This is a genomic window from Trinickia sp. NRRL B-1857 (assembly GCF_050470685.1).
In the GTDB taxonomy this organism is placed as follows: domain Bacteria; phylum Pseudomonadota; class Gammaproteobacteria; order Burkholderiales; family Burkholderiaceae; genus Trinickia.
The window spans coordinates 2,288,843-2,311,747 of the sequence record NZ_JBFLUK010000011.1 but is presented as its reverse complement, the minus strand read 5'-3'; the positions used below and the strand labels follow the sequence as shown (position 1 = coordinate 2,311,747).

Below are 22,905 nucleotides of genomic sequence, written 5' to 3'. Positions count from 1 at the left end.
GCTGCCGCTGCGAAGAGTGACAACCATGTACAACCTTCCTGATCAACGCGGCCACTTCGGCCCGTATGGCGGCACGTTCGTCGCCGAAACGCTCGTCCATGCCCTCGACGAGTTGCGTCTTTCCTACGAGAAGTTCAGCAACGATCCCGAGTTCATCGCCGAGTACCAGCACGAGCTCAAGTATTTCGTCGGCCGTCCCTCGCCCGTCTATCACGCGCGGCGCTGGAGCGAATTGCTCGGCGGCGCGCAGGTGTTCCTCAAGCGCGAGGACCTCAATCACACGGGCGCGCACAAGGTCAACAACGTGATCGGCCAAGCGCTGCTCGCCAAGCGCATGGGCAAGCCGCGCGTGATCGCCGAGACCGGCGCCGGCCAGCACGGCGTGGCGACCGCGACGATCGCGGCCCGCTTCGGCATGGAGTGCGTGGTCTACATGGGGGCGGAGGACGTGCGTCGCCAAGCGGCCAACGTCTATCGCATGAAGTTGCTCGGCGCGACCGTCGTTCCCGTGGAATCGGGTTCGCGCACGCTCAAGGATGCATTGAACGAGGCGATGCGCGACTGGGTGACGAACGTGGAAACGACGTTCTACATCATCGGTACCGTGGCCGGCCCGCACCCGTACCCGATGATGGTTCGCGATTTCCAACGCGTGATCGGCGACGAGTGCCGCGTTCAGATGCCCGAGCTCACGGGCCGTCAGCCCGATATGGTGATCGCGTGCGTCGGCGGCGGCTCGAATGCCATGGGGATCTTTTATCCCTACATCGACGATACTGCCGTCAAACTCGTCGGCGTGGAAGCAGCGGGCGAAGGGATCGAGACGGGACACCACGCGGCATCGCTGATCGGCGGTAGCCCCGGCGTGCTGCACGGCAACCGCACCTACCTGCTCCAGGACGAGAACGGCCAAATCATCGAGACGCATTCGATTTCGGCCGGTCTCGACTATCCGGGCGTGGGCCCCGAGCATGCTTGGCTCAAGGACAGCGGCCGCGCGCAGTATGTCGGCATCACCGACGAGGAAGCGCTCAAGGCGTTTCACGACTGCTGCCGGATCGAAGGCATCATCCCCGCGCTCGAATCGAGTCACGCGCTCGCGTATGCGGCCAAGATCGCGCCGACGCTCTCGCGCGACACGCATCTGCTCGTGAATCTCTCGGGCCGCGGCGATAAGGATATGCACACGGTCGCCGAACGTTCGGGCCTCGCGCTCTAAGCAACAGTCGGCAATGCGCGATCTCATCGACGAATTCGACGCGCCGCAGCAGGCGGCAGCGGGTGGTGCGCCCGGCAGCACAGGCGCGTCACGCCTGCCCATCGACCTGCGCAACCGCGATTTCCTGGCGGATGCGCAGGCGTTGCCCGATGCCTCGATCGACTTGATCGTCGCCGATCCGCCCTATGGGCTCGGCAAGGACTACGGCAACGATTCCGACATGCGTTCGGGCGAGGACTTTCTCGCTTGGACCCGTTGCTGGCTCGAGCTGGCCATCCCGAAGCTGAAGGCGAGCGGTTCGCTCTACGTCTTTTGCACCTGGCAGTACGCGCCCGAAATCTTCTCGTTTTTGAAGACGAAACTCACGATGGTCAACGAGATCGTCTGGGATCGACGCGTACCCAGCATGGGCGGCACGACGCGCCGGTTCACCTCCGTACACGACAACATCGGTTTCTTCGCGGTATCGAAGGACTATTACTTCGATCTCGATCCCGTTCGGATTCCGTACGATGCGGCCACGAAGAAGGCGCGTTCGCGCAAGCTCTTCGAAGGCAGCAAGTGGCTGGAAGTCGGCTACAACCCGAAGGATGTGTGGTCGGTGTCGCGGTTGCACCGTCAACATGCCGAGCGGGTCGATCATCCGACGCAAAAGCCGCTTGAAATCGTCGAGCGTATGGTGTTGTCGAGTTGCCCGCCCGGCGGGCGCGTTCTGGATCCGTTCATGGGTAGCGGGACGACGGCGGTGGCTTGCGCACGGCATGGGCGTGCGTTCGTCGGCTATGAGATCAATGAAAATTACTGCGCGATCGCGCGCGAACGCGTGGCTGCGCTAAGCAGCGTGCCGTCCGACGCGCCCGCCGTCGCCTCCTGAAGCGGCGCGGCGAATCGCACTTATCGGTAGAGAAGACATCATGTCCCGTATCGAACAGAAGTTCGCGGCACTGGCCGCACAGAACAAGAAAGGCTTGATTCCGTTTATCACGGCCGGCTACCCCGACCCCGCGCGCACGGTCGAATTCATGCATGCGCTCGTGGCCGGCGGCGCCGACGTCATCGAACTCGGTATTCCGTTTTCCGATCCGATGGCCGACGGTCCCGTGATTCAGCGCTCGTCCGAACGCGCGCTGGCGCTCGGCGTGACGCTCAAGCATGTGCTGGCCGATGTGAAACGCTTTCGCGAGCAAGATGCGGATACGCCGGTCGTGCTCATGGGCTATGCCAATCCTATCGAGCGGATGGGTGTCGACGCGTTTGCGGCGGCGGCGCTCGATGCTGGGGTCGACGGCGTATTGACGGTCGATTATCCGCCCGAGGAGGCGGAAGCGTTCGCCGAGCGCTTGCGCGCGTCCGGTATCGATCCGATCTTCCTGTTGGCGCCCACCTCCACCGACGAACGCATTGCCGCTGTCGGCAAGGTGGCGAGCGGTTATGTCTATTACGTCTCGCTCAAAGGCGTCACGGGCGCGGCGAATCTGGACGTTTCCGCCATCGCGAGTAGAATTCCGGCCATCAAGTCGCAGGTGCGGTTGCCTGTTGGGGTCGGATTCGGTATTCGCGATGCCTCCACGGCGCGCGCGGTAGCCGAAGTCGCCGACGCGGTCGTCATCGGTAGCCGTCTGGTTCAACTGCTCGAAGAGGTGCCGGCTCAAACGGCCGCTTCGGCGTTAACGAGCTTCGTGGCCGATATTCGCCACGCGCTCGATGCCGCATAACGCGGCTTGACGCGGGGCGCATCGGCGCATGCGGCGAAAGCCGCGGCGCTGAATGCGCCGGCGCTTGGCGATCGGCGGCACCCCAAGGTGTCGCCGCCGAAAGCGCCCCGCGCCGCGTGCACAGTATCAACATCATTTGAAGGAACGACGATGAGCTGGCTCGACAAACTGCTGCCGCCCAAGATCAAACAGACCGACCCTAAGAGCCGTAAGGGCGTTCCCGAGGGGCTGTGGGTCAAATGTCCGGTTTGCGAGGCGGTGCTGTACCGCAACGACGTCGAGGCCAATCTGCACGTTTGTCCCAAATGTAGCCATCACATGCGCATCGGCGCGCGTGCGCGTATCGACGCGTTGCTCGATGTCGAGGGGCGTTACGAGATCGGCCAGGAGATCGTGCCGGTCGACGCGTTGAAGTTCAAAGACAGCCGCAAGTACCCCGAGCGCATCAAGGATGCGATGGACGAGACGGGGGAAACCGACGCAATGGTCGTCATGGGCGGTGCGATTCATACCCTGCCCGTCGTCGTTGCCTGCTTCGAATTCGGCTTTATGGGCGGCTCGATGGGTTCGGTCGTCGGCGAGCGCTTTGTCCGTGGCGCGCAAAATGCGCTCGAACAGCAAGTGCCGTTCATTTGCTTCACGGCCTCGGGCGGCGCGCGGATGCAAGAGAGCTTGCTGTCGCTGATGCAAATGGCTAAGACGACGGCGATGCTGACGAAGCTTGCCGATGCCAAGCTGCCGTTTATCTCCGTGCTGACCGACCCGACGATGGGCGGCGTCTCGGCAAGCTTCGCGTTCCTCGGCGACGTCGTCATCGCGGAACCCAAGGCGCTCATCGGCTTCGCCGGCCCGCGCGTGATCGAGCAAACGGTGCGCGAGAAGCTGCCGGAAGGTTTCCAGCGCGCCGAGTTCCTGGTGCAGAAGGGGGCGGTCGACATGATCGTCGATCGTCGTCGGCTGCGTGAAGAATTGGCGCAGCTCATCGCGTTGTTCCAACGCTTGCCTGCGGACGCCGTCGCCTAAAAATTCAACGTTGTTTCAATGCGGGGCGGCCCGCGGGTTGCGATGACCACTTTTTCTTCTCTCGACGCCTGGCTCGCCCATCTCGAGTCGGCGCATCCGGTTGGCATCGACATGGGCCTCACGCGTATCCGAAAGGTTAAGGATGCGCTGGGACTCGAATTGCGGTGTCCCGTTATCACGGTAGGCGGCACGAACGGCAAGGGCTCGACGTGTGCGATGCTCGAGGCGATTCTACGCGCGGGCGGCTATCGCGTCGGCTGCCATACGTCCCCGCACCTGCTGGAATTCAACGAGCGTGCGCGTATCGACGGTCGCAACGCCACCGATGAAGAATTGCTGCCGCACTTCGAGGCGGTGGAGGCGGCGCGTACGAGCTTGGCCGAGCCCGTTTCGCTGACCTACTTCGAATTCACGACGCTCGCGATCTTGCACCTGTATGCATCGCTGCCGCTCGATGCGGTCATTCTCGAAGTGGGGCTCGGGGGACGGCTCGACGCCGTGAACATCGTCGATGCGGATTGCGCGATCGTGACCAGCATCGACATCGATCACACCGAATACCTCGGCGATACGCGCGAGAAGATCGCCTACGAAAAGGCGGGGATTTTCCGTTCGGGTCGGCCGGCCATCTGTGCCGATCCGGCGGCACCGCAAACGCTGATCGACTATGCGCAGGAGATCGGCGCTCAGTTGTGGTTGTTCGGACGCGATTTCCGCTACGAAGGCCAGGCGGGCAGCGAGCGGCAACAGTGGAGCTACGTCGGGCCCACGTTGCGGCGTTCGGCGCTCGCCTATCCGGCATTGCGCGGCGCCAATCAACTGATCAATACGTCTGCTGCGCTCGCCGCGCTCGAAGCATTGCGCGATCGCCTGCCGGTGTCGGCGCAAGACATTCGGCTCGGCCTCGCGAATGTCGAATTGCCCGGACGTTTCCAGGTGCTGCCGGGGCGTCCGGCAGTGGTGCTCGACGTGGGACACAATCCGCATGCGGCCGCCGTCCTTGCGCAGAATTTGGGCAGCATGGGGTTTTTCCGCTACACCTACGCAGTCTTCGGCGCGATGCGCGACAAGGATATCGCGGGCGTCGTCAAGCATCTGAAAGGCGAAGTGGATCACTGGTGCCTGACCGATTTGCCGCTTGGGCGCGCGGCGAGCGCCGAGGACCTCGAGAAGGTTTTACGCGAAGCGGGCGTCGAAGAGGGAGCCGAGAGCAGCATCAAACGGTTCGCTTCGCCCGCGCAAGCGTTTCAAGACGCGCTGAGCCGCGCGACAGAGGATGATAGAATCGCGGTTTTCGGCAGCTTCTATACGGTTGCCGGTGTAATGGCCTACCGTAAGTCTCGGCAACATTGACCGATGCGTGCCAGACGGGCCACCCCCTCGAACTCAGCGATTCATGGGATTTTTTTCGTTCGGCAAGAAAGACGACGCACCGCGCCGGCGGGGCGCCGCCGCTAAACCCGCGCACAGCGGGGCCGCGTTCGAAGGGCGCGAGACGCGACGTAGCCGTCGCAGCGAGCGCGCGGGCGATGCCGACGCGATGCTGCTAGATCCGACGTTGCCCGAAAAGCAGCGGGCGCGCCGGCGGCTCGTCGGCGCGATTGCGCTCGTGCTTGCCGCGATCGTCATCTTGCCGATGGTGCTCGATTCGCATCCCAAACCCGTCACCGACGATATCGCCATCGACATCCCGAACCGTCCGGCGACGGTGCCGTCGCGGGCGAGCGACGATCGCGATGCGGACACGCAAGCCGGCGTCGCACCCGATCGCGCCGACGCAAGCGATGCCGAAGCGGGTTCGAGTTCCGCTGCCGCCGGCATTGCATCCGCCCCCGCCGCACCGGCCAAATCCAATCAAGCTCAAACCCAAGCGCAATCGAAGTCGAAGCCGGCTCCGTCCGGCGCTTCGTCGACAGCCGCCACGCGCTCGAACGCCGCTCAAGCCGCACAATCGGCCAAGCCCGTAGCCGTACCCGCGCCGAGCCCAGCTGAGGCCGACTCCGGTACGCCGGCGGCGCCGGCGGGTGCGCGCTTTGCGGTGCAACTGGGCGTGTTCTCCGACGATGCGAGCGCGCGTGCCTGGGAAACGAAGCTCAAGGCGGCGGGCGTGCCGGCTTATATCGAGCATCGCAAGCAGGCCGACGGCAAGACGCGCGCGTTGTTGCGCGCCGGTCCGTTCGCCGATCGCGCGGCAGCGTCCGCCGCGATCGCCAAGGTTCGCGATGCAGGCTTGACGGCGAACGCCGCCAACGCCGGACAGTGACGGCGCGATGCTGACGGCATTCGATTATGCGGCGCTGGCCGTGATCGGTTTATCGGCGCTGCGCGGGGCGTGGCGCGGCATCTTGTCGGAAATTTTCGGTTTGATCGGCTGGGTGGTTGCTTTTTTTGTTGCCTGCCACTATGTACAGCTCCTGGTGCCCTATATTCCAAGCGACTGGCCCGGCGGTGCGCTGACGCAATGGCTGCTCGCGTTTGCGGTGATCATGGTCGGGGTCGTGCTCGTGGCGAGCGTGGCCAACGCGTTGATTGCGCGGCTCGTCGCCGTGACCGGCCTAGGCGGTGTGGATCGGTCTCTCGGCTTGCTGTTTGGCATCGTGCGCGGCGCCGTACTCGTGCTGTTGCTGGTCGCGCTGGCGGGGCTGACCGAGTTGCCGAAGCAAGAGTTTTGGCGCAAGGCGCTGTTGCGGCCCTATGCCGAACAAGGCGTGCGCGAGCTGAAGCCCCTGCTACCTCCGGCGCTCGCGGCGTACGTTCGCGTGTGAGGCGCTTGCGCCGGCTAATGGGCCGGCGCCAATGTTTTCGTATCTTTGAAGGACCCTGCCATGTGCGGCATCGTAGGCGTAGTCTCCCATTCCCCGGTCAATCAGCTGATTTACGACAGCCTCTTGCTGTTGCAGCATCGTGGCCAGGACGCAGCCGGCATCGCGACGGCGAACGGCAGTACGTTCCACATGTACAAGGCCAACGGCATGGTGCGCGACGTGTTTCGCACGCGCAACATGCGCAGCTTGCCCGGCACCGCGGGTATCGGCCAAGTGCGCTATCCGACGGCCGGTTCGGCATCGAGCGAGGAGGAAGCGCAGCCGTTCTACGTGAACGCGCCCTTCGGCATCATCCTCGCGCATAACGGCAATCTGACGAACTGGCAGCAGCTGAAAGACGAGATGTTCCGCATCGATCGTCGCCACGTGAACACGAACTCGGATACCGAGGTGCTGCTCAACGTATTGGCGCACGAGATGCAATTGGCGAGTTCGGGATTGCAACTCGACCCGGGTACGGTGTTCAAGGCCGTCGCCGGCGTGCATCGCCGCGTGCGCGGCTCGTATGCGATCGTCTCGCTGATCGCCGGTTACGGGCTGCTCGCCTTCCGCGATCCGTTCGGCATTCGCCCGCTTTGCATCGGTAAGCATGAAACCGAGCAAGGCGTGGAGTGGATCGTTGCGTCGGAATCGGTGGCGGTCGAAGGCATCGGATTCGAATTCGTTCGCGACGTGGCGCCCGGCGAAGCGATCTTCATCGATAACGAAGGGCATCTGCATAGCCAGCAGTGTTCGGACACGCCGAGCCTGAACCCCTGCATCTTCGAATACGTCTATCTCGCGCGTCCCGATTCGGTACTCGACGGCGTATCGGTCTACAACGTGCGTCTGCGCATGGGCGACTATCTGGCCGAGAAGATCAAGCGCGTGTTGCCCGGCGTGCCGATCGACGTCGTCATGCCGATTCCCGATTCGTCGCGTCCGGCGGCGATGCAGGTGGCTGCGAAACTGGGTGTCGAGTACCGGGAAGGGTTCTTCAAGAACCGTTACGTCGGCCGCACGTTCATCATGCCGGGCCAGGCGGTGCGCAAGAAGTCGGTGCGCCAGAAGCTCAATGCGATGACGATCGAGTTCAAGGATAAGAACGTGCTGATCGTCGACGATTCGATCGTGCGCGGCACGACCTCGCACGAGATCGTGCAGATGGCGCGCGATGCCGGGGCCAAGAGCGTGATCTTCGCGTCGGCGGCGCCGCCCGTGAAATTCCCGAACGTCTATGGGATCGATATGCCGACGCGTAGCGAGTTGGTCGCGCACGGCCGCTCGGACGAGGATGTCGCCAAGATCATCGGCGCCGATCACCTCGTGTATCAGGATGTCGACGCGCTCAAGCAAGCCGTCAACGATATCAACCCCGCGCTGTCGCATTTCGAAGCCTCGTGCTTCGACGGCGATTACATCACGGGCGATATCACGACCGAGTACCTCGATGCGATCGAGCGCGCGCGGCTTTCCCCGCAATCGCAGTCGGAACGCGATTCGGCCGGCGATGCGGTGGACGGCAGCGTGACGCGCTCGCAGCTGCATTTGCAACTGTCGGTGGAGTGACGGCTAACGCGGCGAGGAAGCGAATACGTCAAGGTACCGGCAGGTGCATTGGGTACTTTCTAGCAGTAATCGGAAGGATCCTTGCATCACCGGTCCACTTAGTTGCCGCGTTGTAGTACGGACCCTTGTCCTTCCTGCCGGTTCGCTCGGAATACTGGCGGTATCAATCTTGAAGTCCAACGGAATGTCGCTTTCGGTAATTCCCGGGCGCAGCAGTGTGCGCTTGGCACTGCGTCGTTCTGCCTAATGTCATCAGCAAGGGCCGCCGTCCAGGCGCACTTGCTGCGACTACTCTCCCTCGCCGCTGCCCCCCGTTTTTGTAGTCCGCCTTCCATCCCAAAATGAGGAAGTCTCCGCGAGTCTTGGTGTGGAACGGGGCCGGTGGCCCGGGCTGTGGCCCGGTATAAAATGCGTCCTCTCCCGGATGCGCTCGCTATGTGTGAGGCACACCCCAAATTCAAGGAACGTACGAAGGACACTCCGCCCGAACTTCGAGACCAAGCCTACGACTATGAACTTGACCATCCTATTACCCATCGGGTGCGCCGCGACTACGAGGGTCTCGGTCTTGCAATCCGGCACTAGCATTGCGTCTGCATCGGCTCCGGGGTCGGGTCTGCAAGTCAAGGTGGTAGGCGCGCGCAATGACGATGCTGCTACGGATACAACCTCGCCGCGCAGCCCGCGGTCGCTGATCCAACGACGCGAAATGCGCGATCCGGCCTTTCAGGAAAGGATGGCAGCAGCGAGAGGTCGAGTTGCACGGTCGATGTTTGCTTCAAAACCCAATTCGATCGCGGCGGCTCGCCTCCAAGCGGGCCTCTCGCAAGCCAAACTCGCTGAAGCTATCGGCACAAGCCAGTCCCACATCGCGAAGATTGAAGCAGGGAAAGTGCAAATTCAATTTTCAACTGCGACGCAACTGGCTGATGCGCTCAGCATCACGCTGGATTCGTTGCGCGGACTGATCGAGCAGTCATCAACCCAAATCGTGGAAGTGCAATGAAGCGCGTTGCCTATTGCCACTTTTGTGATGACGTTCGGGTCGAGATAGGCAACAAGACTTCGCTAATGGGGATATATGGGGGAGAGTTGCTGGTGCCGGCAATGCCGACGATGCTTCCCAAACTCGCTGTAGTCATATTCGTCCGCACCCCCATCGACCAACCCATGGTAACGCTCGCGTTTGAGGTTCGAGAAGGGGCAACGGTCTTAGTTCGGCACGAGGTTCCGTCTGAGGAACTACAAGCGGGCCAGAAGTCGATGGTCGACCGTGACTTTGGTGAAGAGCGTCCGAAAAGTCTCTCAATCGGCGCAAACGCGTTTCTCCAGCCGTTTGTAGTTGAACGTCCTAAGGTGATCGATGCCGTCGTTATTTGCGATGGAGAAGAACTCTCGGCCGGGAAGCTTTTCGTGAGACTGATGGATCAAGCGGCGCTAGCCGTTTAGCACGACTGTCGAGATGCGACGGATTGCGGCGTGCCGGATAGTGTTTCTAATAGCGCTTCTGCCATAAATTCCAGCACGCACGGCTTGCTGCACGATTCGGATCCGTTAGCCGTGCTACCATGCCGTTCAGCGTCGATTTGAATTCAGCTTGCGGACGCGGGGCAACCCGAAACAGCTAAAGCGAAAGACGGCGCTACGCCGTCCGACGCCGAACCGGCCCCGCATACGAAGCCCGCTTTTGCCGACGCGAAGCGGGCTTTTTGCTGCCCGTCGTTTATACGGCGGACAGTCTTGGGAAACGGCGTCGAACGCCTAAGGCATAGGGCATCAGGACCATGGACGACTCTTTGAGCTTCGATACGCTTGCGGTGCGCTCGGGCACGGTGCGCACCGAATACAACGAGCACTCGGAAGCGCTCTTTCTGACTTCGAGCTTTTGCTTTACAAGCGCCGCCGAAGCGGCCGAGCGCTTTAAGCATTCCGAGGACTACTACACCTATTCGCGCTTCACGAACCCCACCGTCACCATGTTCCAAGAGCGTCTGGCGGCGCTCGAGGGCGGCGAGGCGTGCATTGCGACTGCATCGGGTATGAGCGCGATTTTGTCGGTCGTGATGGCGGCGACGTAGGCCGGCGACCATATCGTCAGCTCGCGTGCATTGTTCGGCTCGACGCTCGGCATGTTCTCGCAGATCTTCGCGCGCTTCGGCGTCACTACGACGTACGTCGATCCGAACGATCTCGATGCATGGCGGCAAGCGGTGCGTCCCGAAACGAAAATCTTCTTCGTCGAGACGCCGTCCAATCCGTTGACCGAGCTGTGCGATATCGAAGCGATCGGCAAGATCGCGAAAGACGCCGGAGCCTTGTTCGTCGTCGACAACTCGTTTTGCAGCCCGGCCGTGCAACAGCCTTTGAAGCTCGGCGCCGATGTCGTCATGCATTCGGCAACGAAGCTCATCGATGGTCAAGGGCGCGTATTGGGCGGGGCGCTCGTCGGAGCGCGCAAGTTCATCATGGAGACGGTGTTCCCGTTCGTGCGTACGGCGGGACCGACGCTTTCGGCGTTCAATGCGTGGGTGTTGTTGAAGGGGCTGGAGACGCTCTCGTTGCGTGCCGAGCGGCAGTCGGCGAGCGCATTGGCCGTTGCGCGTTGGCTCGAATCGAATCGCGCCGTCAAGCGCGTGTTCTACCCGGGGCTCGAATCGCATCCGCAATATGCGCTTGCGCAACGCCAGCAACGTTCGGGCGGCTCGGTCCTAGCGTTCGAGGTGCTGGGCGATACGCCGGAGGAGCAGCGCGCCAATGCCTGGCGCGTGATCGACGGGACCAAGCTCTGCTCGATTACGGCCAACCTCGGCGATACGCGCACGACGATTACGCATCCGGCGACGACCACGCACAGCCGGATTACGCCGGAAGCACGCGCCGCCGCCGGAATTACCGAGGCGCTGCTGCGGATGGCGATCGGTCTCGAGGACGCCGGCGATATTTGTGCCGATCTCGGGCGCGGCTTGCAGGGCTAGACCTCGGCCCGCGTCTTGCCTTCGTCTTCCCGCCGCTTCAATGCATGCGCATCGCGCGCCACTGTCCCGGCGCAAGCCCGAAGCGGCGCGTGAAGGCGTGGGTGAAGGCGCTTTGATCGGCAAAGCCCACCGTCAACGCGATATCGGTCAACGTCAGGCGCGAATCGGAAAGTAGCGTCAGCGCCGTATCCAGACGCAGACGTTGCAGATAGCGGTGGGGCGTCGCGCCGAACGCCTCGTCGAACAACTGATGAAACCGGCGCTCGCCGAAGCCGCAGTGCGTGGCAAGATCGGCCACTCGCAGCGGTTCCGATAGATGCGCGCGCAACCATTTGTCGATGCGCGCGTAATCGAGGCCGGACGCCGGCGCTTCGATCCCCATGCTATCGCCGAGAAAGGCGGCCAAGCGTGCCGCCGTATCCCACGCCAAGCGTCGCGCTAGATGCGCCGCGTGCGACGGTGACGTCCCGCCGGCCGCGAGATCGGCATCTCCGGCATACGCGGCGGCTTCGTGCACCACGCCGACGAGCGCGTCGTTCATCGTGAGCGGCACCGAGCGCGAGAAGAAGCGCTCCGGCAATGCCAGCGACGCACAGGGTACGTCAAGCACGAGTTGGCGGTTTTCGCCGACACCCGAATATTCGTGACGCGCACCCGCGGGAATCAGCCAAGCGTGGCGCGCATCGATGCGATGGCCGACACCGTCGACGGCCATCTCCATCGCGCCGTCCACGCCGAGCACGATCTGGTGAAACGCGTGCACGTCGCAGGCGCTCACGGCGCCGTAGCGGCGCAGCGACAACGCCGGTGAAGCGATCTCGTGCTCGTGCATGGTCGTGCTCTACCCTTACTCGACGGCAATCGAGACGGGTTTATGCTTGCAGCAATTCGACTTCGAATACGAGCGTCGCGTTCGGCGGAATGACGCCACCGGCACCGCGCACGCCGTAGCCGAGTTGCGGCGGAATCGTCAGACGCCGCACGCCGCCGACCTTCATCCCCTGCACACCCTCGTCCCAGCCCTTGATGACCATGCCGCCACCGAGCACGAAGGCGAACGGATCGTTACGATCCTTGCTGGAGTCGAACTTCTGGCCGTCGGTAAGCCAGCCCGTGTAATGGACGGAAACGGTCGTTCCGGCCTTCGCTTCGGCGCCCGTGCCTTCGGTCAAGTCTTCGTACTTCAAACCCGAATCGGTCGTGACGATTGTCATGATTGTTACGCTCCCTTTTCAGAAGAAACCGTCATTGTAGGCGCTGCACCCGCCGGGGTGCCTATAATGTTCGTCTACTCAACATGCTTATGGCGTCACCGGCCCGTCGCACAAGCGCGAGGCGACTTCCGCCGACGCGTTGCGGCGAGACGGCCGGGGCAGCCAAGCGACTTTTCGAGAGGCCGACCGTGTTGACGTTTCCCAGCGCCGCATCCGCATCCGACGAACGTCTCGCTCATCTGCGGGCGGAAGTCGCGCTCTTCATGCGCGACCATGTATTGTCCCTCGTATCGCACGACCTCCGCAGCCCGCTGAACGCCATTCATAGCTGGGCGTACGTACTCGAACGCAAATTGGACGCCGGCGACGCGTCGGCCCAGCGCGCCCTGGCCGGTATTCGCTCGGGCGTCGAGCAGCAGGTCAAGCTGCTGGAAGACGCGGTCGACAAGACCCGCGCCGAAACTAAATCGCTGCCGCTCGCGCGCGAGGCGTTTCCTATTCGCGCCGCACTGGAACGGGCGCTGGACGATGCGCGTCGCGCGCTCTTGGACGCCCGCGGCACGACGGTGCATCTGGAGTCCGCGCTGGATGCCGAACGATGCGACGGCGATGGCGAACGTCTCGCACAGGCGCTTTGGACGATGCTCGTATTTGCGTCGGAAGCGAGCGCCCCGGGCAGCGCGGTGACGCTGAAGGCGGCATTGGATGCAGGATTCTGGCGCACCGAAGTGGCCTTTACGCCGAGTTTCGCCGCGCTGGCCGACGCGGATTCGCCACATGCGCTGGAACCGTTTGCGCGGACCCAGGCGATGGTCCCGCGCGAAGCCGGACGTATCGCTTGGGTGCTCGCGCTGGTGCAGCGCGTCGCATCGGCGCACGGCGGTACGTTCGAGCAAGGTGCAGCGAACGACGGCGAGCCGAGCACCCTCGTTTTGCGCGTACCGCTGTCTGCTCAATAGTCCAATCAATTGGCGCGGGGCGGGTCCGCCCGCTCCCGCGTAGCCGGCGCGATTTAGTCGCGCGGCACACCTTCTTCCACGAGCAGCGCCACGGGCAACGCACTCAACGCGTCGCGCAGATAGAGCTTGCCCGCGGCGTCGGCTTTCGGCGCGGCGGGACTTAAGCAGTCGAAGAGCGCGCGTCCGGCCAGCGCCGAGGGCAGCGCAATCGACGTGTCTTCCCATTGCGCCGGATCGACGAGCGGGACGTCGCGCTCGTCGGACAGCAACGACGAAGCGAGCCGGGTCGCGATGACGATCGCATAGGCATCCCCATGCTGGCGCGCGAACGCGATCGCATGGCGCGCGCGAGGGCCCGATACGGTCAAAGGAATATACGAGCCTTCGAGAAACAGCGCGGGAGACACGGCGCGCAGCGTCAGTGCTCGATGGACGATGCCGAGCTTGATGCGGCCGTCGCGCCAGTTTTCCAACTGCTCGCTGGGCGGCGTATCGACGAGCCGGCCCCGGCGCTCGCCGAAATCGACGGGTCGCCGGTTGTCGGGATCGACGAGGCTGAAGTCCCAGAGTTCGGTGCCCTGGTACAAGTCGGGCACGCCGGGACACGTTGTCCGTAAAAGCGTCTGCGATAAGCTGTTGATCGCCCCGGCGCGCGCGATGCGGCCGACGAACGCGGAAAGCTCGCGCAGGAAGCCGTCGCGCCGCTGCGGCGCCAAGATGTCGAAAACAAACGCGCGCGACGCCGCTTCATAGGCTTCGTCGTTGGCATGCCAGCTCGTTTGCAGTTTGGCTTCGCGCGACGCCTTCAGTTGCCACACGGCAATGCGCTCGGCGAGTGCGTGTACGCCCTGCGTATCCGTGTAGTCCAGTTCATAGGGCCACGCTCCGACCAGCGTTTGATAAAGCATGGCCTCGGCCGCCGGACCCGGCGCCCAGTCCGGTATCGGCCCCGGCAGCGGCGTGCAGGCCATCGCGAGTCCGGCCGGCGCGGTGGAGGCGGCCGTCGGTATTTGGGACAGGGGATTGTCCTCGGTCGGCGCCGTCACGTTCTGGGCATTGCCGTTCCTAGGCTGGGCGATTTCGTCCGCCGAATCGAACGCACGGCGGTGCGGTGCGTTCAGCGTCGACCAGGCGCGCAGCGTGGCGCTCCATTCGTCGGCGATTTCGCTCAGTACGGCAAGCCGGGCGCGCACGTCCTCGCCGCGCTTATGGTCGTGTGTGGCCGTCGCGATCAGCGCATGCGGAAAGCGGCGCGCGCGTTCGAGGTTGGCCGCGTGAAACGCATCGACGTCGAGCGCGAACTCGCCGGGATCGGCGCCCACTTCATTGCGCGAAAGCAAGCGTCCATAACGATAGAAAACGGTGTCTTCGAGCGCCTTCGCCGCTAACGGGGCGGTGACCTGAGCGAAGAGCGTCGCGGCCGTGCGCCGCTCGCGGTGCGCAAGCGCATTGCCGGTCCCGTTCGATTCGCCCGCACGGCTGTCAGCGCTCAAGGTTGCGGCTAGAAATGCGAGCACCGCATGGTCCCCACGCGGGAGCGAGCGCCGCGCGCCATCGAGCGCTTGACGGAAATAGGCCTCGTCGGCACTCGTGCGCTCCCCGCCCAGCGGGTACATCCGGTAGACGGGAAAGTGCGCGGCCAATTCGGCCAGCGCGCGGCGGATCGACGTGTAAGTGAAATCGCGACTGGCAGGCTGTTCGCGCGCGATCCGATGAATGCCGCGCGCGGCCCGATCGAGTTCGGCCGACAAGTTCTCCACAAGAATCTTGTGCCGCGCGTGGCAAACGAGTTCGGCATAGGGTTCGACCGATCCGCAAAGCTCGCCCCAGGTCGCCGTCAGCGTCGCTTCGCCGCGCGGATCGTGCAGCAGCGCGCCGATGTCGTTCATGAAGTCGTAACCGGTGGTGCCGTCCACCTCCCAATCGGCCGGCAATGCCTCGCCGTGGGCGAGGATTTTTTCGACGACGATGTAAGGGCGCGAGCCGTCGAGCTGCGGCGGTCGCTCCGATTCGCGCTCGACGAGCTTTTCGCGCAGCCGCTGGCAGTACTCGCGCGGATCGACGAGTCCGTCGACGTGATCGACACGCACGCCGTCTATGACCCCTTGCGCGAACAGGCGCAATACGAGGGTGTGGACGGCGTCGAATACCTCGGCGCGCTCGGTGCGCATGGCCGCGAGCGTGCCGATGTCGAAGAAGCGGCGCCAGTTCACTTCGTCGGCTGCCGTCCGCCACCACGCAAGGCGAAAGAACTGGCGCTCCAGCAGTCGATGCAAGCGCTCGCGCGAGGCGTCCGTGTTCGGCGCATACGCGGCAAGGGCTGCATCGAATGGCTGCGAACCGTGCGTCGAGGCGAAGGCGCGCAGCGCCTCGCGCGCGGCTTGCGCATGCGTCCGCTGTTCGGGCTGAGCCGTCAAGCCCTGGAAGTGTTCGGCAAGCGCCGTCAACTCGGGATGATGCGCATGCGCGGCACCACGCAGAATCAACGGATAGTCGACGGGGCAAATCGGGAATCGATGCTCGCCGTAGTGCACGAAGAATCGACCCTGGCCGGCGTCGAAGGCGAGCACGATACGTCCTGCCGCAAGCTCTTCTCCGTAAGGCGCGCCTAGACACGGCGCGAGCACTTTGCCGCGCAGCGCCGGATCGGGCGAATGCCAGTCGATATCGAAGTAGCGGGCATAGGTCGCATGCCGGCCCCATTCGAGAATGTCGAGCCACCAGGCGTTGTGGCCGCCGGCAATTCCCATGTGGTTCGGCACGATATCGGCGATCAGACCCATCTGTCGCGCATGGACCGCATCGGCCAAACGCAAGAGTCCCGGTTCGCCGCCCAGTTCGGGATTCACGCGCGCGTAGTCGATCGTGTCGTACCCATGCATCGAGCCCGGTACCGACGCGGTGATCGGCGATAGATAAAGATGGCTCACGCCGAGCGCAGCGAAGTAATCGACGTGGGCGAGCACGTCGTCGAACGTGTTCTCTCGGTGTAGCTGAAGGCGTAACGTGGAGCGCGGTACGGTCATGGCGTGCGGGACGGATTTGAGGCGGGGCCGTTGCGAGGGCGTGCGGCGGGCGAGCGTCTGCTCGACAACGAGAGCAAGCGGTCCGTCAGCGCGCCGCCGTCGAAAAGCGCATCGATCGGCGCGGCGAGGCGTCGGCGCCAATTCGGGTGTTCGTCGATGGAGCCCGGCAGGTTGGGTTGTTCGGCGAGATCGAGCAGATCCTCGAGCGGATACAGGGCGAGCGGCGCCGGTGTCGCGGCGACGAAAGCGAGCGCTTCGTCCACGGGCGCCTGGTCTTTCGGCGGCGCACCTACCTCGGACGCCGCGACGCCCGCTTGCTGGAACGCGCGCCACAACGCGTGGCGGTCCGCTGCGCGCTCGGCGTTGGCCAATGCAACGGGATCGCGGCCGTCGGCGCGCGCCGCGGTCTGGCCGATCCGGTCGCGCCAGACGATGTCATGGCCGCTCCACCAGCCGGCGACGGTGGGCAGGTCGTGCGTCGTGGTCGTCGCGAGCGAGGTGCGGCTCCATCGCTCGGGACGCTTGAAGCTGCCGCCGTCTTCGCTACGCTCGAACCACAGCACGCTGATACCCAGCAAGCCGTGGCGCGCGAGGCGCTCCCGGAACCCTTCGGGCACGGTGCCGAGGTCTTCGCCGACGACAATCGCGCGATGGCGCATCGATTCGAGCGCGATGAGCCGCAGCAGATCGGTCATCGGATAGCGCAGATAGGCGCCGTCGGCCGCGCTGGCGCCTTCCGGCACGAGCCACAGACGTTGCAGGCCCAACACGTGGTCGATGCGCAAGCCTCCGCCGTGAGCGAACGTCGCGCGCAGCATGTCGATGAACGCGCTGAAGCCTTGCAGGCGCATGGCGCGCGGGGAGAACGTCGTGAGGCCCCACGCTTGACCGGCTTGGTTGAACAGATCGGGCGGGGCGCCGACGGAAACGGCGCGCAGCATGTCGTCCGGATACGACCATGCGTGGCTGCCGGCGCCGTCGCAACCGACGGCGAGATCCGCCACGAGACCGATCGCCATGCCGGCTTCGCGGGCCGCGCGTTGCGCATCGCCTATTCCCTTGGCGGCGAGCCACTGCAAGAACAAGTGGAAATCGACTTCGTGGCGGTGTTCGCGCGCGAAGACGTCGACCTCGGGGCGGCGCGGGTCGTTGAGCGCTACAGGCCAATCGCGCCAGTGGCCGATGCCCTGCGTGCCGCGTTGGATCGCGTCGATCGCCTCGAACCGCGCGTGGTCCTCGAGCGGACGCCCGCCAAGCGCACAAAATGCCTCGAACTCGCGCGCGAGCGGCGTGGCGCCTGCGCGCTCGTGCTCGCAAAACCGCTCGTATAGCGCGCGCAGTACTGCAAGCCGCAGTTGCAATGCACCGGGCCAATCGATGAGCGGCAACGCTTCGAGCGCATCCCATTGCCGATGGGCGGAGGCCGTACCGCTTGCGGATACCGCGTCCAGCGCCGCTTCGAAGGCTTGCCTGCCCAACGCCGCCGCCGGATCGATATGGCCGACGTTCAAAAACAAGCGGGACGAGGGCGCGTAAGGGCTGAATTTGTCCGGCGCCGCGCTGAACATGGCGTGCGTGGGGCTGATCGCCAGTGCGTCCGCGCCTCGCGTTGCAATGCTTCTTGCGAACTGAGCTAGTGCCGTGAAGTCGCCGATGCCGCCGTCGCCTGAGCGGCGCAGTCCATAAAGTTGCGCGCCGATGCCCCAAATCGACGCGGCGCGCGGCGCGTCGGCATCGCTACGCCGCGGCGGCCTGCCGTTCGCAGCGGCCGCGGCGTCGCGACAGGCGTCTTGCACCGTGTAGCAGCGCGGCGGGGCGACGGCGAGACGAATGCGTTGATCGCCCAATTCCAGCGTGTGATAGCCGGCCTCGGCGATCGGGGCGAGCAGCGCCGATTCGCCCTTGGGCGCACCCAAACGTCCTTCCACGGTGCCGCCACTCTCGAGCTCGATTCGATAGGCGGCGCCCGTTCGATCCGATGCGACGGGCAGCGCCGTCGCGCGATGGCACTCCGCCGTCAGAAGCGGCGGGAGCGTTTGCGCCGCGCGCTGCGCATCGAGCATCGCGAGCGTTTGCCGGGCGTCGTCCGCCGTCGCGCAGGGCAGCCCGAGCGCATCCAATAGCGTCGCCAGCGTTTCCGGCTTCACCCGGTGCGTGCGCTTGTTCGCATCTTCCCAATGCACCTCGAAGCCGGCACGCGCGGCGATCCGTTCGATCGCATCCTTGCCGAGCGGGGTCGTTGCGGGTCCGCTCATGGAGTGTTCCCTCCGGGCATCGGCGGCCGCGTGTCGTGCGATAGCGCGAACGCGTTGACGTCACCCGTCAGCCAAGCGAGACACGAATAGCCCGGCAGGCGGTAGACGTCGACGCTATCGCGTGCGCGCGGCGGCGTTTCGAAGATGACTCGGCCGTCGGGCCGTTGGTCGAAAGGCAGCGTGTCGGAAGATAGGTTCAGCGCGATGGTCAGCGTCTCGCCGTCCGCTAGCCGCCAGCGCGTGAGCAGCGCGTTGGCGTCATGGCCGACCGTCGTGCGCAACAGCGTCACGCCGAGCGAGCGAGCGCCCTTAAGCCGAGGCGCAATGAGCTTCGCGCGCACGGCCAGCGCCGAGCGATAGAAGTGGAGCCACGCTTCGCGCTCGCCGCGCGCCGTGCTCGGCTCCTCTTCGGTGGGCGGCGACGACAGTGCGAACGTTTGAACGGCGTTGGGATCGGGAATGCGCGCGCGGCGCTCGGGATCCGTGAAGGCCGAGAACTTCGCGAATTCGCGGCGCCGGCCATCGCGCACGGCCTCGGCAAGTTCCCCGGCGTAATCGGTGAAGTAGAGGAATGGCTGCGTGGAGCCGAATTCTTCCTCCATGAATAGCAACGGAATCTGCGGCGACAGCAAAACAAGCCCCGTCGCGGCGAGCAGCGCCTGCGGTGCGCACAGCGTACGCAGGCGTTCGCCGAACGCGCGATTGCCGATTTGATCGTGGTTTTGCAAAAACATGACGAACGCCGTAGGCGGCAGGTCCGCACTGGGTTCGCCGCGTGGAGCGCCGTCATGGATCGGCGACGGATCGCCTTGATAAACGAAGCCCTCCGAGAGCACGCGCGCGAGTTTGGCGATAGGGCGCTCGCAATAGGCGCGGTAATAGCCTTCGTGTTCGCCCGTGAGCAGCACATGCAGCGTGTTGTGCGCGTCGTCGTTCCATTGTGCGTCGAAGTGCGTCTGCAACAGACTCGCCGTGTTGTGCTCGTTTTCGAGCACGAGATGGATATGTCTTCCCGGCTCCGTCGATCTGCGCACACGCTCGGAGAGTTCGCGCAGCCAACCGTCGTCGCCGATTGCGTGGACTGCGTCGATTCGCAGGCCGTCGAATTGGTACTCATGCAACCAGTACAGTGCGTTCTGAAAGAAGAATTCACGCACTTGCATCCGACGAAAATCGATCGCGGGACCCCACGGCGTCTTGACGTCGTCGCGGAAAAACGCTTTCGCATATTGCGCTAGGTAGTTACCGTCCGGTCCGAAGTGGTTGTAGACGACATCGATCAGAACGGCTAGCCCCAATTCGTGTGCGCGATCGATCAGCGACTTCAAATCCTCGGGGCGCCCATAGGCCGAATCGGGCGCATACGGCAGCACGCCGTCGTAGCCCCAGTTGCGTCGACCCGAAAAATCGTTCAGCGGCATCAATTCGATGGCCGTCGCACCTAGCTGCGCGATGTGCGGCAGGCGCCGCGCGACGTTCGCATAACCTCCCAACGCACCGACGTGCAATTCGTATATGACCATCTCTTCCCAAGCCCGGCCGCGCCACTGACTCTGCTGCCAGCGATACGCGTGCGGATCGACCACCTCGCTCGGCCCGTGCACGTCGTCGGGCTGAAAGCGTGAGGCGGGATCCGGGACGGCCAAGTCACCGTCTAGCCGGTATCGGTAGCGCGTGCCGGCGCCGCATTCGGCTTGTCCTTCGAACCACCCGTCACCGGCCGGGGTCATGTCGACGACACTCGCTTTTCCCTCATATTCGAATTCGACGCGTACGGCGGCGCGAGACGGCGCCCAAAGCCGAAATTGCGTGCGCGGCGCTTCGTTCGCGCCGGCGCGAATCAACTCGGCGCCGAACGTCAGCCGATGCGCGCGGCGATCGTGCGAATCGGATCTGTCATCAGACATCACAGCGGCTCCTTGATCGAGAAGGCGGGGCCCACGTCGCTTACGCGGCAGAGGCGTCCTGGGACGGCGCTGCCCCGTTCGTTCGCGGCGGTTTGGCGGCGAGCAGGACGAACCCATGAGCGTCGACCCGTACTTGCCCGCCGTCGAGCGCATGCTCTGCAACTTCGGGGTCAGTGCTGTTCGCGAGCACAATCCATTCCAGCTCCGGCCCCGGTACGACGAATGTGAGTTCCTCATACGAGCCGTTGTGCATGAGCAGCAAAACCTCGGTGTGTCCATCGAGGTTCAAGCCTGCGCGGCGCAATGTGAGCGCGCGTGCGTCGGGCGCTTGCCATGCCGCGTCCGTCAGCGGTTCGCCGTGTTCGTCGAACCAGCCGACGTCCTTCACGCCGGGCAAGACGTCGGTATCGCCGCGTAGAAAGCGCGTATCGCGCAGCAGCGGATGTTGCCGGCGCAGCGCGATCAGACGCGCGGTGAAGGCAATCAACGCCCGGCCTTCCTTCGAATCGGCACTCGTCCAGTCGAGCCAGGACAGTTCGTTGTCTTGGCAATACGCGTTGTTGTTGCCTCGCTGGCTGCGTCCGAATTCGTCGCCGGCCGCAAGCATCGGCGTACCGAGCGACGTGAACACACTCGCAAGCATCGAGCGTGCGACCCGAGCGCGTATCGCTGCGATCTCCGCGCTGTCGGTCGGGCCTTCCACGCCCCAGTTCGCACTGCAATTTTCGTTGTGGCCGTCGGCGTTGTTTTCGCCGTTCATCTCGTTGTGCTTGTGCTCGTAGGAAACGACGTCGGCGAGCGTGAAGCCGTCGTGGGAGGCCACGTAATTGATCGATGCCCAAGGGCGCCGGAAGCGATGGTTGAACAGTTCGGCCGAGCCGGCGATGCGCGCGGCAAGTTCGGCACGCATCCCCGTGTCGCCGCGCCAAAACCGCCGCACGCAATCGCGGAACTTGTCGTTCCATTCCGCGAAGCCCGGCGGATGACGTCCCACTTGATACCCGCCCGGGCCGACATCCCACGGCTCGGAAATCAGCTTGCGCTGCGATAGCACCGGGTCTTGCCGAATGACGTCGAAAAAGCCCGAGCCCGGATCGAAACCGGTCCCCTCTCGCCCTAACGTGACGCCGAGGTCGAAGCGGAATCCGTCGATGTGAAACGCGTTGACCCAATACCGCAGCGAATCGATGACCATTTGCAGCACGCGCGGATGCGAAAGGTTTAGCGTATTGCCGCAGCCCGTGTCGTTGATGTAGTGCCGTTCGTCGCCGGGAATGAGCCGGTAGTAGCTTGCATTGTCGAGCCCGCGCCAGGAGACGGTCGGTCCGAGCTCGTTGCCTTCGCACGTGTGGTTGTAGACCACGTCGAGAATGACTTCGATGCCGGACGCATGTAGTTGCCGCACCGCGATGCGCATCTCGTTCAAACGCCGCGTAGACAGGTACGACGGATGAGGGGCGAAAAAAGCGGCCGTGTTGTAACCCCAGTAGTTCGTCAAATCGCGTTCGAGCAAAAATCGCTCGTCGAGGAACGCGTGGACCGGAAGCAATTCGATCGCCGTGATGCCGAGTTCATGCAGATGGTCGATGAAGCGCGGCGACGCCAACGCGGCGAACGTACCGCGATCGTGCTGACGGATGTCGGCGTTCAGCATCGATACGCCGCGCAGGTGTGCTTCGTAAATAACGGTTTCCGACCACGGCACATCGGGGCGTACGTCGCGCGACCAGTCGAACGCTTCGTCGATGACGACGCATTTCGGTACGGCCGGCGCGGAGTCGCGCTTGTCGAGCGACAGATCGTGACGGCTCGAATGCACGCGGTAGCCGAATAGCGCATCGGCCCAGCGGAAGGGCCCCGTGAGCTTCTTCGCGTACGGATCGATCAATAACTTCGCGGGATTGAATCGATGGCCGTACTGCGGCTGGTAAGGACCGTGCGCGCGTAATCCGTAGACGGTGCCCGGATGCGCGCCAGGCAAGTAGCCGTGCCAGATCTCATCGGTACATTCGGGCAGCGGCAGGCGCGCGAGCTCCTTGTGGCCCGCCGGATCGAACAAGCACAAGTCGATCTGCTGCGCGTTGGCCGAGAACACGGCGAAATTGACGCCCAGACCGTCCCACGTCGCACCGAGCGGATACGGTGCGCCGGGCTCGAGTCGATCAGGTAACGAATTCGCCATGCCGCGTCCTTCTGATCCGTTTTTGTCGATGCGCGTCGCCGGCAATCGCCCGGCGCA

17 protein-coding genes and 1 pseudogene are annotated in these 22,905 nt (G+C 64.1%); 12 read left to right on the top strand and 6 right to left on the bottom strand.

The genetic code is table 11. From position 1 onward, the window contains the following. Positions 1 to 25 precede the first annotated feature (25 nt). The 11 genes and pseudogenes from trpB (at position 26) to AB1286_RS30650 (ending at position 11,305) form a co-directional block, all read left to right on the top strand. Positions 26 to 1,219 carry a tryptophan synthase subunit beta gene (trpB, locus tag AB1286_RS30700; protein WP_430366952.1) on the top strand — a complete coding sequence of 398 codons (1,194 nt, stop codon included), beginning with the start codon at positions 26 to 28 and terminating at the stop codon, positions 1,217 to 1,219. A gap of 13 nt (positions 1,220 to 1,232) precedes the next feature. Continuing rightward, positions 1,233 to 2,093, top strand: a complete 861-nt coding sequence (locus AB1286_RS30695; protein ID WP_430366951.1) for a DNA-methyltransferase — start codon at positions 1,233 to 1,235, stop codon at positions 2,091 to 2,093. 40 nt (positions 2,094 to 2,133) lie between these two features. Then, positions 2,134 to 2,934: a tryptophan synthase subunit alpha gene (gene trpA, locus AB1286_RS30690; protein ID WP_430366950.1), complete on the top strand. Its 801-nt coding sequence runs from the start codon at positions 2,134 to 2,136 to the stop codon at positions 2,932 to 2,934. A 150-nt stretch (positions 2,935 to 3,084) separates the two neighbouring features. Next, positions 3,085 to 3,957: an acetyl-CoA carboxylase, carboxyltransferase subunit beta gene (gene accD / locus AB1286_RS30685; protein WP_430366949.1), complete on the top strand. Its 873-nt coding sequence runs from the start codon at positions 3,085 to 3,087 to the stop codon at positions 3,955 to 3,957. 42 nt (positions 3,958 to 3,999) lie between these two features. After that, positions 4,000 to 5,310 (top strand): bifunctional tetrahydrofolate synthase/dihydrofolate synthase, encoded by a 1,311-nt coding sequence (folC, locus tag AB1286_RS30680; protein WP_430366948.1) that lies wholly within the window; start codon positions 4,000 to 4,002, stop codon positions 5,308 to 5,310. Positions 5,311 to 5,353: 43 nt separating this feature from the next. Beyond that, positions 5,354 to 6,220, top strand: a complete 867-nt coding sequence (locus AB1286_RS30675) for an SPOR domain-containing protein (protein ID WP_430366947.1) — start codon at positions 5,354 to 5,356, stop codon at positions 6,218 to 6,220. Between the two features lie 7 nt (positions 6,221 to 6,227). Next, entirely contained in the window at positions 6,228 to 6,722 is a 495-nt protein-coding gene (locus AB1286_RS30670) for a CvpA family protein (RefSeq protein ID WP_430366946.1), read from the top strand. Between the two features lie 60 nt (positions 6,723 to 6,782). Then, positions 6,783 to 8,330, top strand: coding sequence for an amidophosphoribosyltransferase (gene purF, locus AB1286_RS30665; protein WP_430366945.1), 1,548 nt, complete (start codon positions 6,783 to 6,785; stop codon positions 8,328 to 8,330). Between the two features lie 709 nt (positions 8,331 to 9,039). Further along, complete coding sequence (locus AB1286_RS30660; protein WP_430366944.1) at positions 9,040 to 9,336, top strand: helix-turn-helix transcriptional regulator; 297 nt, start codon at positions 9,040 to 9,042, stop codon at positions 9,334 to 9,336. After that, the gene (locus tag AB1286_RS30655) at positions 9,333 to 9,779 is read left to right on the top strand and encodes a hypothetical protein (protein WP_430366943.1); all 447 of its coding nucleotides are present in this window, start codon (positions 9,333 to 9,335) and stop codon (positions 9,777 to 9,779) included. The genes AB1286_RS30660 and AB1286_RS30655 overlap by 4 nt, the downstream gene beginning before the upstream one ends. Positions 9,780 to 10,114: 335 nt before the next feature. Then, positions 10,115 to 11,305, top strand: a pseudogene (locus tag AB1286_RS30650) (O-succinylhomoserine sulfhydrylase). Positions 11,306 to 11,342: 37 nt separating this feature from the next. Here AB1286_RS30650 and AB1286_RS30645 read toward each other — a convergent pair. Then, the gene (locus AB1286_RS30645; protein ID WP_430366942.1) at positions 11,343 to 12,137 is read right to left on the bottom strand and encodes a helix-turn-helix domain-containing protein; all 795 of its coding nucleotides are present in this window, start codon (positions 12,135 to 12,137) and stop codon (positions 11,343 to 11,345) included. A gap of 40 nt (positions 12,138 to 12,177) precedes the next feature. Beyond that, positions 12,178 to 12,519, bottom strand: coding sequence for an FKBP-type peptidyl-prolyl cis-trans isomerase (locus tag AB1286_RS30640; RefSeq protein WP_430366941.1), 342 nt, complete (start codon positions 12,517 to 12,519; stop codon positions 12,178 to 12,180). Positions 12,520 to 12,707: 188 nt separating this feature from the next. On the opposite strand from AB1286_RS30640, the gene AB1286_RS30635 reads away from it, so the two are divergent. Beyond that, the gene (locus AB1286_RS30635; RefSeq protein ID WP_430366940.1) at positions 12,708 to 13,478 is read left to right on the top strand and encodes a sensor histidine kinase; all 771 of its coding nucleotides are present in this window, start codon (positions 12,708 to 12,710) and stop codon (positions 13,476 to 13,478) included. A gap of 53 nt (positions 13,479 to 13,531) precedes the next feature. Here AB1286_RS30635 and treY read toward each other — a convergent pair whose 3' ends face one another. From treY to glgX, 4 genes are read right to left on the bottom strand one after another with little or no spacing between them, the layout of a single operon-like run. Continuing rightward, positions 13,532 to 16,504, bottom strand: a complete 2,973-nt coding sequence (gene treY, locus AB1286_RS30630) for a malto-oligosyltrehalose synthase (RefSeq protein ID WP_430366939.1) — start codon at positions 16,502 to 16,504, stop codon at positions 13,532 to 13,534. Beyond that, positions 16,501 to 18,759, bottom strand: a complete 2,259-nt coding sequence (gene malQ / locus AB1286_RS30625) for a 4-alpha-glucanotransferase (RefSeq protein ID WP_430366938.1) — start codon at positions 18,757 to 18,759, stop codon at positions 16,501 to 16,503. Before malQ ends, treY begins: the two co-directional genes overlap by 4 nt. Then, a complete protein-coding gene (treZ, locus tag AB1286_RS30620; protein ID WP_430366937.1) occupies positions 18,756 to 20,666 on the bottom strand; it encodes a malto-oligosyltrehalose trehalohydrolase in 1,911 nt (636 codons plus the stop codon). The genes malQ and treZ overlap by 4 nt, the downstream gene beginning before the upstream one ends. A 40-nt stretch (positions 20,667 to 20,706) precedes the next feature. Further along, positions 20,707 to 22,848, bottom strand: a complete 2,142-nt coding sequence (gene glgX / locus AB1286_RS30615) for a glycogen debranching protein GlgX (protein WP_430366936.1) — start codon at positions 22,846 to 22,848, stop codon at positions 20,707 to 20,709. Between the last annotated feature and the right edge of the window lie 57 nt (positions 22,849 to 22,905).